The organism is Tessaracoccus sp. OS52, assembly GCF_020687685.1.
In the GTDB taxonomy this organism is placed as follows: Bacteria; Actinomycetota; Actinomycetes; order Propionibacteriales; family Propionibacteriaceae; genus Arachnia.
Window position 1 is genome coordinate 447,751 of record NZ_JAJEWM010000001.1, and the last position, 14,455, is coordinate 462,205.

10 protein-coding genes are annotated in these 14,455 nt (G+C 66.3%); 6 read left to right on the forward strand and 4 right to left on the reverse strand.

Annotated elements, in window-relative coordinates; all coding sequences use genetic code 11:
* Positions 1 to 70 precede the first annotated feature (70 nt).
* From LKO27_RS01950 to tuf, 5 genes are all read left to right on the forward strand, one after another.
* Positions 71 to 4,000 carry a DNA-directed RNA polymerase subunit beta' gene (locus LKO27_RS01950; RefSeq protein WP_370629976.1) on the forward strand — a complete coding sequence of 1,310 codons (3,930 nt, stop codon included), beginning with the start codon at positions 71 to 73 and terminating at the stop codon, positions 3,998 to 4,000.
* Between the two features lie 343 nt (positions 4,001 to 4,343).
* A complete protein-coding gene (gene rpsL, locus LKO27_RS01955; protein ID WP_227735218.1) occupies positions 4,344 to 4,715 on the forward strand; it encodes a 30S ribosomal protein S12 in 372 nt (123 codons plus the stop codon).
* Positions 4,715 to 5,185 carry a 30S ribosomal protein S7 gene (gene rpsG, locus LKO27_RS01960; protein WP_227735219.1) on the forward strand — a complete coding sequence of 157 codons (471 nt, stop codon included), beginning with the start codon at positions 4,715 to 4,717 and terminating at the stop codon, positions 5,183 to 5,185. The genes rpsL and rpsG overlap by 1 nt, the downstream gene beginning before the upstream one ends.
* A 72-nt stretch (positions 5,186 to 5,257) precedes the next feature.
* Positions 5,258 to 7,348, forward strand: coding sequence for an elongation factor G (gene fusA, locus LKO27_RS01965; protein ID WP_227735220.1), 2,091 nt, complete (start codon positions 5,258 to 5,260; stop codon positions 7,346 to 7,348).
* A gap of 236 nt (positions 7,349 to 7,584) precedes the next feature.
* Positions 7,585 to 8,784, forward strand: coding sequence for an elongation factor Tu (gene tuf, locus LKO27_RS01970; RefSeq protein ID WP_227735221.1), 1,200 nt, complete (start codon positions 7,585 to 7,587; stop codon positions 8,782 to 8,784).
* Between the two features lie 75 nt (positions 8,785 to 8,859).
* On the opposite strand, the gene LKO27_RS01975 is transcribed toward tuf, so the two are convergent.
* On the reverse strand, positions 8,860 to 10,548 hold the full coding sequence (locus LKO27_RS01975; protein WP_227735222.1) for a glutamine--tRNA ligase/YqeY domain fusion protein: 1,689 nt from the start codon (positions 10,546 to 10,548) through the stop codon (positions 8,860 to 8,862).
* Positions 10,549 to 10,572: 24 nt separating this feature from the next.
* Entirely contained in the window at positions 10,573 to 11,220 is a 648-nt protein-coding gene (locus tag LKO27_RS01980) for a DUF4112 domain-containing protein (RefSeq protein WP_227735223.1), read from the reverse strand.
* 90 nt (positions 11,221 to 11,310) lie between these two features.
* Here LKO27_RS01980 and gltX point away from each other — a divergent pair, with 90 nt between their 5' ends.
* Positions 11,311 to 12,777: a glutamate--tRNA ligase gene (gene gltX / locus LKO27_RS01985; protein WP_227735224.1), complete on the forward strand. Its 1,467-nt coding sequence runs from the start codon at positions 11,311 to 11,313 to the stop codon at positions 12,775 to 12,777.
* A gap of 19 nt (positions 12,778 to 12,796) precedes the next feature.
* Here gltX and LKO27_RS01990 read toward each other — a convergent pair whose 3' ends face one another.
* Positions 12,797 to 13,771, reverse strand: a complete 975-nt coding sequence (locus LKO27_RS01990; RefSeq protein WP_227735225.1) for a glutathione S-transferase family protein — start codon at positions 13,769 to 13,771, stop codon at positions 12,797 to 12,799.
* 30 nt (positions 13,772 to 13,801) lie between these two features.
* Positions 13,802 to 14,389: a nitroreductase family protein gene (locus LKO27_RS01995; protein ID WP_227735226.1), complete on the reverse strand. Its 588-nt coding sequence runs from the start codon at positions 14,387 to 14,389 to the stop codon at positions 13,802 to 13,804.
* Positions 14,390 to 14,455: the final 66 nt, after the last annotated feature.

Consider the following 14,455-nt stretch of genomic DNA (forward strand, 5'->3'; position numbering starts at 1 on the left):
ACCCGAACAACTCAGACGAACTACAGCTCACCTGCCATCTGGCAGGGGAAAGAGAAGAAACGTGCTGGACGTGAACTTCTACGACGAACTCCGCATCGGTCTGGCTAGCGCCGACCAGATCCGGGAATGGTCCTACGGCGAGGTCAAGAAGCCGGAGACCATCAACTACCGCACGCTCAAGCCCGAGCGCGACGGCCTCTTCTGCGAGAAGATCTTCGGTCCCACCAGGGACTGGGAGTGCTACTGCGGCAAGTACAAGCGCGTGCGCTTCAAGGGCATCATCTGCGAGCGCTGTGGCGTCGAGGTGACGCGCAGCAACGTGCGCCGTGAGCGCATGGGCCACATCGAGCTGGCGGCCCCCGTGACCCACATCTGGTACTTCAAGGGCGTCCCGAGCCGGCTGGGCTACCTGCTGGACATCGCCCCGAAGGACCTCGAGAAGGTCATCTACTTCGCCGCGCACATGATCACGGCCGTGGACGAGGAGGCCCGCCACCGCGACCTGTCCTCCCTGCAGGCCAAGGTCGAGGTCGAGCTGAAGCAGGTCGCGGCCCGCCGTGACGCCGAGATCGAGGCCCGCATGGCCAAGCTCGAGGAGGACCTGGCGCAGCTCGAGGCCGAAGGTGCCAAGGCCGACATCAAGCGCAAGGTCCGCGAGGGCGCCGAGAAGGAGGCTGGCCAGATCCGCACCCGCGGGCAGCGCCAGCTGGACCGGATCCAGGCCGTCTGGGACCGCTTCAAGACCCTGAAGGTCCAGGACCTGGAGGGCGACGAGATCCTCTACCGGGAGATGCACACCCGCTTCGGCAAGTACTTCGAGGGCTTCATGGGCGCCGAGGCGATCCAGAAGCGCCTGCAGAACTTCGACCTGAAGGCCGAGTCGCTGTCCCTGCGCGAGACGATCGCCACCGGTAAGGGCCAGCGCAAGACCCGCGCCCTGAAGCGCCTGAAGGTCGTCAACGCCTTCCTCACCGGTGGAAACGACCCGGCCGGCATGGTGCTGGACGCCGTCCCGGTCATCCCCCCGGACCTGCGTCCCATGGTGCAGCTCGACGGCGGACGTTTCGCGACGTCGGACCTCAACGACTTGTACCGCCGCGTGATCAACCGCAACAACCGCCTCAAGCGGCTCCTGGACCTCGGCGCACCCGAGATCATCGTGAACAACGAGAAGCGCATGCTGCAGGAGGCCGTCGACTCGCTGTTCGACAACGGCCGTCGTGGCCGCCCGGTCACTGGTCCGGGCAACCGTCCCCTCAAGTCCATCTCGGACATGCTCAAGGGCAAGCAGGGACGTTTCCGCCAGAACCTGCTGGGCAAGCGCGTCGACTACTCGGGCCGTTCGGTCATCGTCGTCGGCCCGCAGCTGAAGCTGCACCAGTGCGGTCTGCCCAAGGCCATGGCGCTGGAGCTGTTCAAGCCCTTCGTCATGAAGCGTCTGGACGACCTCAACCACGCTCAGAACATCAAGGCCGCCAAGCGCATGGTCGAGCGCCAGCGCCCGGTGGTCTGGGACGTCCTGGAAGAGGTCATCGCGGAGCACCCGGTGCTGCTGAACCGTGCACCCACCCTGCACCGCCTCGGCATCCAGGCGTTCGAGCCCCAGCTCATCGAGGGCAAGGCCATCCAGATCCACCCGCTCGTGTGCACCGCGTTCAACGCGGACTTCGACGGTGACCAGATGGCCGTGCACCTGCCGTTGAGCGCCGAGGCGCAGGCCGAGGCCCGCGTCCTGATGCTGTCCACGAACAACATCCTCAAGCCGGCCGACGGCCGTCCCGTGACCATGCCCACCCAGGACATGATCATCGGCCACTACTTCCTGACCTCTGTCCGCAAGGGCAAGGGTGAGGGCAGGGTCTTCTCCTCGACCTCCGAGGCCGTCATGGCCTTCGACCGTGGGGACCTGGACATCAACGTCCCGATCCGCCTGCGTCTGGTCGGCGCGGTCCTGCCGGAGGCCGACCGTCGGACCGACGGTTCGCACCTGATCGAGACCACCCTTGGCCGCGCCCTGTTCAACGAGGCGCTGCCGGAGGACTTCGGTTACGTGAACGAGGTGGTGGGCAAGAAGACCCTCGGACGCATCGTCAACGAGTTGGCGGAGCGCTACACGAAGGTCGTCGTCGCCGCGGCACTGGACAACCTCAAGGACCTCGGTTTCAGGTGGGCCACGCGTTCCGGTGTGACCATCGCCATCGCCGACGTCGAGACGCCGCCGCAGAAGGCCCAGATCCTGGAGGGTTACGAGACCCGGGCCACGAAGGTGGACAAGCTCTACGAGCGGGGATCGGTGACCGAGGACGAGCGGCGCCAGGAACTCATCGAGATCTGGACCGACGCGACAGCCGAGCTCACCCAGGCGATGCGTGAGAACTTCACCAAGACCAACCCCATCTTCATGATGGTGGACTCGGGTGCACGAGGAAACATGACGCAGATGCGTCAGATCGCTGCCATGCGAGGCCTCGTGGCCAACCCGAAGGGTGACATCATCGCCCGCCCGATCAAGTCGAACTTCCGTGAGGGCCTCTCGGTCCTGGAGTACTTCATCTCCACCCACGGTGGTCGAAAGGGTCAGGCCGACACCGCTCTGCGGACCGCCGACTCGGGTTACCTGACGCGTCGACTCGTCGACGTCTCGCAGGACGTGATCATCCGCGAGGAGGATTGCGGCACCGAGCGTGGCCTCGCCAAGACGATCGCGGTGTGGACCAAGCCCGGCACCGACGAGACCGGTCGCCCGATCGAGGTCCAGACCGAGCCGTTCGCCAAGGGCGCGCAAGTGGAGACGGTCCCCGACGTGGAGACCGCGGTCTACGCCCGCGTGCTCGCGGTGGACATCTCCGACGCCAAGGGCGAGGTCCTCGTCGAGGCCGGCACGGATCTCGGCGACGCGGAGATCGCGAAGCTGGTCGCCGCCGGCATCACGGAGGTCAAGGTCCGCTCTGTCCTGACCTGTGAGGCCGCCACCGGGACCTGCGCACTCTGCTACGGCCGATCCCTGGCCTCCGGCAAGACGGTGGACGTCGGCGAGGCTGTCGGCATCGTCGCGGCCCAGTCGATCGGTGAGCCCGGCACCCAGCTGACGATGCGTACCTTCCACACCGGTGGTGTGGCCGGTGACGACATCACGCAGGGTCTGCCCCGTGTTGTCGAGCTCTTCGAGGCGCGTCAGCCCAAGGGCAAGGCGCCGATCGCGGAGGCGGACGGTGTCATCCGCGTCGAGGACGGGGAACGCAGCCGCAAGCTGGTCCTGGTCCGCGACGACGGAGGCGAGGACATCGAGTACCCGGTCGCACGCCGTACCCGCCTGGAGTTCGAGGACAACTCGGGAGTCAGGGTCAGGATCGAGGACGGCGTCCATGTCTCGATCGGCCAGCAGCTCACGGCCGGCCAGGTGGATCCCCAGGACGTGCTGCGAGTCCGCGGGCTCCGCAAGGTCCAGGAGCACCTCGTGGAGGAGGTCCAGCGGGTGTACCGGACGCAGGGCGCTCCCATCCACGACAAGCACATCGAGATCATCATCCGTCAGATGCTGCGACGTGTCACGGTCATCGATTCCGGTGACACCTCGATGATGCCCGGTGAACTCGTGGACCGTTCGGCCTACGAGAACGCCAACCGCAAGGCACTCACCGAGGGCGGCAGCCCGGCGGAGGGTCGCCCGGTGCTGATGGGAATCACGAAGGCGTCCCTCGCGACGGACTCGTGGCTCTCGGCGGCCTCCTTCCAGGAGACCACCAAGGTGCTGACCGACGCCGCCATCCAGGGCAAGAGCGACTCGCTCGTCGGCCTCAAGGAGAACGTGATCCTCGGCAAGCTGATCCCGGCGGGCACCGGCCTCGAGCGTTACCGCAACATCCGGGTGGAACCGACGGAGGAGGCCCGCTCCAGCCTGTACACCATGACCTACGATCCGTACGACTACTCGTTCGGTACTGATCCCGCTGGTCCCGGTGTGCCGTTGGACGACCTGGACTTCGGCGACATCCGCTGATCGGTTCATCAGCAGGGGCCGGACGCTGGTTGCGTCCGGCCCCTGCTGTCTCCCCGGGGTGCCGGGGGGTGGCCCGACGGTGCCCGAGAGCAGGAGAGGCGGCGAGGATTTGGCCTGCCGCCGTCTGCAGAGTAATCTTGTTGAGCGTGTCCGCCCTCGCGGGCACTTGTGCGTGCCCTGGCATGGGCCCCACCCTCCGTTGCAGAGGTGTTCGGGGTCGTGCGGAGCTCGCACGGCAGCCACAGGCGCAGAGCAACTACGGAAACGGTGACCCGGAACGTTCGCGCTGAGGCCGCAAATGCCAGGGAATTACATGTCCAGACAGCGAAAGTGATACCAACAGGTGCCAACAATCCAGCAACTGGTCCGCAAGGGCCGCAGCGACAAGACATCATCGAGCAACACGCCCGCGCTCAAGGGCTCGCCCCAGCGCCGCGGAGTGTGCACCCGCGTGTACACGACCACCCCCAAGAAGCCGAACTCGGCCCTGCGCAAGGTTGCGCGCGTGCGCCTGAGCTCCGGCATCGAAGTCACCGCCTACATCCCGGGCGTCGGCCACAACCTGCAGGAGCACTCGATGGTGCTCGTGCGTGGCGGACGAGTCAAGGACCTCCCGGGTGTCCGTTACAAGATCGTCCGTGGCTCGCTCGACACCCAGGGTGTCAAGGGCCGCAAGCAGGCACGCAGCCGCTACGGCGCCAAGAAGGAGAAGTAATGCCTCGCAAGGGTCCCGCGCCGAAGCGCCCCATCAACATCGATCCGGTCTACGGCTCGCCGCTGGTCTCCCAGCTGGTCAGCAAGATCCTGCTCGACGGCAAGAAGACCGTCGCCCAGAGCATCGTCTACAACGCCCTCGAGGGCACTCGTGAGAAGACCGGCGTCGACCCGGTCCAGACGCTCAAGCGTGCGCTGGACAACGTCAAGCCGTCCATCGAGGTCAAGTCCCGCCGCGTCGGTGGCGCCACCTACCAGGTCCCGATCGAGGTCAAGCCCGGACGCCAGACCACCCTGGCCCTCCGCTGGCTCGTCAGCTTCTCCCGCGCGCGTCGCGAGAAGACCATGACCGAGCGCCTCATGAACGAGATCCTCGACGCCTCGAACGGCCTCGGTGCCGCTGTCAAGCGTCGCGAGGACACGCACAAGATGGCGGAAGCCAACCGCGCGTTCGCGCACTACCGCTGGTGATCGCCCTGCCCTCGAGCCCCGTGCTCGAGGGCATTCACCGTTAACTCACGAAGTCAGACAAGGACAACACACGTGGCCCAGATCGACCTGTCCAAGGTTCGCAACATCGGCATCATGGCTCACATCGACGCCGGCAAGACCACCACCACTGAGCGCATCCTGTTCTACACGGGAAAGAACCACAAGATCGGCGAGACCCACGACGGTGCCGCGACGATGGACTGGATGGAACAGGAGCAGGAGCGCGGCATCACCATCACGTCTGCCGCCACCACGTGCTTCTGGAAGGACAACCAGATCAACGTCATCGACACCCCGGGCCACGTTGACTTCACCGTCGAGGTGGAGCGCTCGCTGCGCGTCCTCGACGGCGCCGTCGCCGTGTTCGACGGCGTGGCCGGTGTGGAGCCGCAGTCGCAGACCGTGTGGCGTCAGGCCACCAAGTACGGCGTCCCGCGCATCTGCTACGTCAACAAGCTGGACCGCACGGGTGCCTCGTTCGACTACTGCGTGCAGACCATCCGTGACCGGCTGAACACCGATCCGCTGATCCTGCAGATCCCGATCGGCGCAGAGGGTGACTTCATCGGCGTCGTGGACCTGGTGGGCATGCGTGCCCTGACCTGGCGCGGCGAGACGAAGATGGGCGAGGACTACGAGGTCGAGGAGATCCCGGCCGAGCTCAAGGAGCGTGCCGAGGAACTGCACGCCAAGCTGGTCGAGCGCGTCTCCGAGATCGACGACGAGTTGATGGAGAAGTACCTCGAGGGCGAAGAGCTCACCGTCGATGAACTGAAGGCCGGCATCCGCAAGGGCATCGTCGGCAACGAGTTCACCGCCGCGCTGGCCGGCAGCTCGTTCAAGAACAAGGGCGTCCAGCCCCTCCTCGACGCTGTGGTGGCGTACCTGCCCTCGCCGCTCGACGTCCCGGCCATCGACGGCTTCAAGCCCGGCAATGAGGAGGAGGTCATGCACCGTCAGCCCTCCGACGACGAGCCGCTGGCCACCCTCGCGTTCAAGGTCGCTGCGGATCCGCACCTCGGTCGCCTGACCTACGTGCGTGTCTACTCCGGCGTCCTGCGCACCGGTGCCCAGGTGCTCAACAGCGTCAAGGGCCGCAAGGAGCGGATCGGCAAGATCTACCAGATGCACGCCAACAAGCGTGAGGAGATCGACACCATCGGCGCAGGCATGATCTGTGCGGTGATGGGCCTCAAGGACACCACCACCGGTGACACGCTCTGTGACCCGCAGAACCCCATCGTCCTGGAGTCCATGACCTTCCCGGCTCCGGTCATCGAGCAGGCGATCGAGCCGAAGACCAAGTCGGACCAGGAGAAGCTCGGCACCGCCATCCAGCGGCTGGCCGAGGAGGACCCGACGTTCCGCGTCCACACCGACGACGAGACCGGCCAGACCATCATCGCGGGCATGGGTGAGCTTCACCTCGAGGTCCTGATCGACCGCATGCGCCGCGAGTTCAAGGTCGAGGCCAACATCGGCAAGCCGCAGGTGGCCTACCGCGAGACCCTGCGCCGCAAGGTCGAGAAGGTGGAGTACACGCACAAGAAGCAGTCCGGTGGTTCCGGTCAGTTCGGCCGCGTCATCATCGACCTCGAGCCCACCGAGCCCGGCACCGGCTACGAGTTCGTCAACGCCGTCACAGGTGGTCGCATCCCCAAGGAGTACATCCCCGCGGTGGACGCAGGCATCAAGGAGGCCATGCAGTTCGGTGTGCTGGCGGGCTACCCCGTCGAGGACATCAAGGTCACCCTGACCGACGGCGCCTACCACGACGTCGACTCCTCCGAACTGGCGTTCAAGCTGGCTGGCTCCATGGCCTTCAAGGAAGCCGCCCGCAAGGCGGATCCGGCCATCCTGGAGCCTATGATGGCAGTCGAGGTGACCACGCCAGAGGACTACATGGGCACCGTCATCGGTGACCTCAACTCCCGGCGTGGCCACGTCCAGTCGATGGACGAACTCCACGGCAACCGCGTCATCAAGGCCCTCGTGCCGCTGTCTGAGATGTTCGGCTACGTGGGTGACCTGCGCTCGAAGACCTCGGGCCAGGCGTCCTACTCCATGGAGTTCGACTCCTACGCCGAGACGCCCAAGAACGTCTCCGAGGAGATCGTCGCCAAGGCTCGCGGAGGCGAGTGAGCACCAGCTCCTAGACACTGACCGGCCGGTACCCGAAGGGGTGCCGGCCGGTTCGTCGTCGGGTGTAGAGTGGGCGGTCGCTCGTTTGACTCTCGCGCTCAGATCGCTAGCATTACACGAGTATGCGTTCGGGTTGTAGACTTGGGCGCCGGACCTCTTGCGCTTCGACGGCGCAGGGGCCCACACCAGACGAAAACGTCGCGCAAAGTGTGCGGCGATACCTAGAAGGAGCCCAAGTGGCAAAGGCCAAGTTTGAGCGGACCAAGCCGCACTGCAACATCGGCACCATCGGACACGTCGACCACGGCAAGACCACTCTGACCGCGGCGATCACCAAGGTGCTCCACGATGCATACCCGACCCTGAACGAGGCTTCCGCCTTCGAGCAGATCGACAAGGCGCCCGAAGAGCGCCAGCGCGGCATCACCATCTCGATCTCCCACGTCGAGTACCAGACCGAGAAGCGCCACTACGCGCACGTCGACTGCCCCGGTCACGCCGACTACGTGAAGAACATGATCACCGGTGCGGCTCAGATGGACGGCGCGATCCTCGTCGTGGCTGCCACCGACGGCCCGATGGCCCAGACGCACGAGCACATCCTGCTTGCCCGTCAGGTCGGCGTCCCCGCGATCGTCGTCGCCCTCAACAAGTGCGACATGATCGACGAGGCCGACGAGGACCTCATCGAGCTGGTCGAGATGGAGCTCCGCGAGATCCTCTCCGCCCAGGAGTTCGACGGCGACAACCTGCCGATCGTCCGTGTTGCCGCCTTCCCCGCCCTGAACGGCGACGAGAAGTGGGGCAAGACCATCCTCGAGCTCATGGATGCCGTCGACGAGTACATCCCGCAGCCCGAGCGTGACACCGAGAAGCCCTTCCTCATGCCTGTTGAGGACGTCTTCACCATCACCGGCCGTGGCACCGTCATCACCGGTCGTATCGAGCGCGGCATCGTCCGCACCGGTGAGACCGTCGACATCGTCGGCATCCGCCCGGAGAAGCAGACCTCCACGGTCACCGGTGTCGAGATGTTCCGCAAGATCCTCGACGAGGGTCGCGCTGGCGAGAACGTCGGCCTTCTGCTCCGTGGCACCAAGAAGGAGGACGTGGAGCGCGGCATGGTCGTCATCAAGCCCGGTTCCACCACCCCCCACACGGACTTCGAGGCTCAGGTCTACATCCTGAACAAGGACGAGGGTGGCCGTCACAAGCCGTTCTTCTCCAACTACTCGCCGCAGTTCTACTTCCGCACCACGGACGTGACCGGCGTTGTCCAGCTGCCCGAGGGCACCGACATGGTCATGCCTGGTGACAACACCGAGATGACCGTTCACCTGAACAAGCCCATCGCGATGGAGGAGCAGCTCAAGTTCGCCATCCGCGAGGGTGGCCGCACCGTCGGCGCCGGCAACGTCACCAAGATCCTCAAGTGATCTGACACAGCTCCAAAGCGAAGGACCCCGCACCTCCCTGGTGCGGGGTCCTTTGGTTTCTCAGCCGGCAGGGGCTCAGCCCTGGCGCTTCTGAATGGATGCCCATTCGTCACGCAGGCCCACCGTCCGGTGGAAGTGCATGGGCAGCGCGTTGTCGACGGCGAAGTAGCCGAGCCGCTCGAACTGCACCACCTCGCCCGGCGAAGCGTCCACCAGTGCCTGCTCCACCTTGCACCCGGTCAGAAGTTCGCGGGAGTCGGGGTTGAGGTCGTCCAGGGGCTCGCCGGTGCGCTCACCGGGTGCCTCGGCCGTGAACAACCGCTCGTATAGCGCCACCGTCGCGTCCGCGGCGTGCAGCGCGCTGACCCAGTGCATGGTGGACTTCACCTTGCGGCCATCGGGGGAGTTGCCGCCGCGGCTTTCGGGATCGTAGGTCGCATGAACCTCGACGACGTTGCCATCGTCGTCCTTGACGACGTCGTTGGCGGTGACGAAGTAGGCGCCGCGCAACCGGACCTCGCGTCCGGGGGAGAGGCGGAAGTACTTCGGAGGGGGAACCTCGCGGAAGTCGTCGGCCTCGATCCACAGCTCGCCGGTGAACGCCACCTGGCGGGTGCCGTCCTCGGGGCGTTCGGGGTTGTTGACGATCTCGAAGTATTCGACGACGGGCTTGCCCTCGGCGTCCTTGGGCCAGTTGTCCAGGACGAGCCGCACCGGATGCAGCACAGCCATGCGGCGCGCGGCGCTCGAGTTGAGCTCCCGCCGGACGTAGGACTCGAGGGCCTCGATGCTCTGGCGACTGTTGGTGCGCGTCGTGCCGATCTCGCGGCAGAAGGAACGGATGGCAGCTGCGGGGTATCCGCGCCTGCGGAGGCCTCGCAGCGTCGGCATCCGTGGATCATCCCACCCGTCGACGACACCGTCGAAGACGAGCTTGGCCAGGCGTCTTTTGGAGGTGATGGTGTGGGTGAACTCCAGGCGCGCGAACTCGATCTGCTTGGGGGGCGTGCGTTCGAGGTCGAGCTGGCGCAGGAACCAGTCGTAGAGGGGCCGGTGGGACTCGAACTCCAAGGTGCACAGGGAGTGGGTCACGCCCTCGATGGCATCGCTCTGGCCGTGCGCCCAGTCGTAGGTGGGGTAGATGGACCATTCGTCGCCGGTGCGATGGTGCGGGAGGTTGCGGATGCGGTACATGATCGGGTCCCGCAGCTGCATGTTCTCGTGCTGCATGTCGATCTTGGCCCGCAGCACGCGGGAACCGTCGCTGTAGTGGCCGGCGCGCATGTTGCGGAAGATCTCGAGGCTCTCCTCGATGGGCCGGTCCCGGTAGGGGGACTCGACGCCGGGCTTCCCGTACCCGCCGCGTCCCGCCGAGATCGCCTCGCTGGACTGTTCATCGACGTAGGCGAGGCCCTTCGTGATGAGCAGTTCGGCCCAGGTGTAGAGCTGTTCGAAGTAGTCCGACGCGTGGCGCACCTCGGCCGGTTCGTACCCCAGCCAGCGGATGTCCTCGACGATGGAGTCGACGAAGGCGGTCTCCTCGGTCTCCGGGTTGGTGTCGTCGAGCCGGAGCATGCAACGACCGCCGAAGTCCTGCGCGGTGCCGAAGTCCACGACGATCGCCTTCGCGTGGCCGATGTGCAGGAAGCCGTTCGGTTCCGGCGGGAACCGGGTCTGCACGTTGCCACCGTACTGGCCCTGCTCGACGTCTCTGGCGACGATGTCGGAGATGAAGTTGGAGGGCGTGCCGGCGGCTTCAGTCATGGGGGACAAGCTACCAGTCCACGCTCAGCCGGTGCCCGCCATGTTGCTCAGCCACATCACCAACGCGACCGGCACGGCGATCACCACGAGCAGGACCACCGCAGCCATCAGGGCGATCACCAGCCAGTAGCTGACGGACGCCTTGCGCACCTCGTCGCGGTTCTCGATGGTGCGGGTGAGCAGCTTCAGGTTCTTGGCGTTGGAGCGGTAGGCCATGTCGAAAAAGCCCCCCAACACGGGGACCAGACCCACCAGCCAGTCCAGAACGTAGTTGCCGACCATGCGGGCCAGGACGGGCAATGGCGCGCGGAGCCGCACCGCGTCGACGAGAACCACGGCACCGAAGGCGCCCCCGACCGCGGTGCCCGCGGCCGGGATGAAACTCAGGAGCGGATCCACCCCGAAGCGGAAGTTGGTGCCCGGCACCCGGATCAGGTCGTCGAGCACGTAACTGAAGGCTCGGGTGACGCGGGCGGGGGATTCCCGGGGCAGCTTCTGCAGCGCCTCCCTCGCTTCAGCCCGGGTCCGTTCGACGGCGTCGTCGCGTGCCCCCTCCGGCCGGGCGTCGGTCGTTGGTCGCGGTTGTGCTGGCGTCCGGTCGGCCAGCGCATCCCTCGCCTGCTGGAGGGCGCGTTCCAGCGAACCGGGCTCCTGGGGGTGCTCAGTTGTCATTTCACAAGGATGCCACCCGGGCCCGGGGCAGGCGGCTGCAACCCCTCGGCGGCGGGGCACGTGGCCGAAACCGGTAGGCTGATGGCCATCATGACCAACCCACTCAGCCCCGCCCGAACGCGCGTCGCGCCCTCGCCCACCGGTGATCCCCACGTAGGAACCGCCTTCATGGCGCTGTTCGACCTCGCCTGGGCCCGCAAGACCGGTGGTGCGTTCGTCCTGCGGATCGAGGACACCGACCGCAACCGACTCGTCGAGGGCAGTGAGCAGCAGATCTACGACTCGCTGGAGTGGCTCGGACTCAGCCCCGACGAGGGCCCGATCCAGGGTGGCGAGCAGGGTCCGTACCGCCAGTCAGAGCGCCTGGACACCTATGCGCCCTACGTCCAGCAGCTGCTGGACTCCGGTCACGCCTACCACTGCTGGTGCTCCTCCGGTCGGCTCGCAGAGCTCCGGGCACAACAGCAGCAGTCCAAGCAGGCAGACACAGGCTACGACCGGCTCTGCCTCGGCAAGACCCGCGAGGAGCGCGCGGCCCTCCCCGGGTTCTCGGAAACCCCGGTCGTGCGAATGCTGATCCCCGACGATGCGCCCACCAGCTTCACCGACATCATCCGGGGCACGGTGAAGGCGCCCCGCCCGGACGACCAGGTGATCCTCAAGACCGATGGGTTCCCGACCTACCACCTGGCCGTCGTGGTGGATGACCACCTGATGGGCATCAACACCGTGGTCCGGGGTGAGGAGTGGATCAGCTCCACCCCCAAGCACCTCCTGCTCCACGAGTGGCTCGGCTTCGACCTGCCGGATTTCGCCCACATGCCGCTGCTGCGCAACCTCGACAAGTCGAAGATCTCCAAGCGCAAGAACCCCGCCGCACGGCTGCTGTGGTTCCGGGAGCAGGGATACCTTCCGGAGGCGCTGCGCAACTTCCTCCAGTTGCTCGGGTACGCAGGCGATGAGGAGTCCGAGGTCTCCACGTTCGAGGAGTTCGTCGAGGACTTCTCCTGGAGCAAGGTCAACACCGTTGGCCCCATCTTCGACCTGAAGAAGCTGGACTGGCTCAACGGCCACTACATCCGGAGCCTGGATCCGGACGAACTCGCCGCGAGAATCGCCGCGCACGCGACCGAGAACGGCCAGTGGGAGTCCCCGACGCAGCACGAGCTGGAAGTCCTGCGCCGCGCGGTTCCGATCATCCAGGAGCGGCTCGTGCTCCTGAAGGACGCGCTGCCGCAGCTTGACTACCTCTTCGTTGCCGACGGCGCCCTTTCAGTCGATGCCGACGCGGTGGATGGGCTGGCCGAGAACGCCGGGGCCGTGCTGGACGCCGCGATCGCGGTCTGTGAGGCGGTGCCGTTCCGGACCGAAGCCATCCAGGCCGGCCTGCGGGAGCGGATAGTCGAGGGGATGGGAGTCAAGCCGAAGCTGGCCTTCGCGCCGATCAGGGTCGCGGTCTCCGGCCGCAAGGTCTCCCCGCCGCTGTTCGAGTCGATGGAGATCCTGGGCAGGGACTCGACGCTCGAGCGGCTGCGCTCGCTGCGCTCCCAGCTCTGACCCGAGGCCCCGCGGCCCCTCAGCCGCCGAGGGACTCCCGGCCGTGGGGCGAGGTCCAGCCGGACAGGTCCGGCCCCTTGGGCACGATGCTCAGCGGGTTGAGGTCGGTGTGCACCACGTAGTAGTGCTGCTTGATCTGCTCGAAGTCGATGTTGTTGCCGAATCCCGGGGTCTGGTACAGGTCTCGTGCGTACCCCCAGAGGTTCGGCAGCTCGGTGAGCTTGTTGCGGTTGCACTTGAAGTGGCCGTGGTAGACGGGGTCGAAGCGGGCCAGGGTGGTGAACAGCCGGATGTCAGCCTCGGTGATCGAGTCACCCATCAGGTACCGACGGTCGGCCAGGCGCTCCTCGAGCCAGTCCATGGCTGTCCAGAGGCGGTCGTAGGCGTCGTCGTAGGCCTCCTGGCTGCCGGCGAACCCGCAGCGGTAGACGCCGTTGTTCACCTCGGTGTAGATGCGCCGCATGACCGATTCCATCTCCTCACGGAGATCGTCAGGCCACAGGTTTGGGGCGTCGGCCTTGTGGTGGGACTTCCACTCGAAGTAGAGGTCCTGCGTGATCTGGGGGAAGTCATTGGTGACCACCTCACCAGTGCGCTCGTCGACGATTGCGGGCACGGTGATGCCACGCGGATAGCCGGGGACCCGCTTCTCGTAGGCCTCCTTGAGCTTGGCGATGCCGAGCACCGGGTCCACCCCTCCGGGATCGAGGTCGAAGGTCCACGAGTCAGCGTCGTGGGTGGGGCCCGGGTTGCCCATGGAGATCACGTCTGTCAGGCCCAGCAGTTCACGGACGATGATGGCGCGGTTGGCCCAGGGGCACGCGTAGGCCGCCACCAGTCGGTAGCGCCCCGGCTCGACTGGGTAGTCCTCGGTGCCGGGCCGGGGCCGGGCGACGATGCGCGTCGTGATGTAGTTGCTGTCGCGCTGGAACTCCTTGCCCTTGCTGGAGTAGACGCCGCCCTTGCTGTGCTCTTCCTGAGTGGGTTCGCTCATGACCCACAGGCTACCCGGGGCCCTCCGGCGTCACTCGTTGATGAGGACGATCTCCTCGAGCGGCCTGCGGCTGCGGGGGGCCACCTCGCGCTCGCGGAGGACCTCATCGGCGAGCGCCTCGGGGGCTGCCAGGATGCCGATTGCGGTGACGGAGACCACCTCGAAGCGCTCCTCGATGCCGAAGGCCTGACGGAGGCCCTCAGCCTCGAAGCCGCCCATCTGGTGGGCGTGCAGTCCGTCCTTGTGGGCCTGCAGGGAAAGCGTGGCCACCGCCTGCCCCAGGTCGTACTCCGCCCAGCGCTGTTCGGCGCCCTCGACGGTGACGCGCTCGGCGAGGTTCACCACCAGGAGCGCGGCGCTACCGGCCCAGACCTTGTTGAACCCCATGAGGTTCTCGACGATGCGCGCATGCGCACGGCTGCCACGGCGGGCCACGATGAAGCGCCACGGCTGGGTGTTGCCCGCGGAGGCCGCCCAGCGGGCGGCTTCCAGCAGGGCTGTCACCTTCTCCTCCGGCACGTCGAGGCCGGTGTCGAAGGAGCGCGGGCTCCACCGGTTGGCGATCACTTCGGAGATGGGTGCGCTCGTGATGGCGCTGCGGTCGATGGTCTGGGTCACTGTCTTCTCCTTCGTCGTTTCCTGTTGTTGCCGGGACGACGGTGGCCCACAGCTCCCAACGCCCCG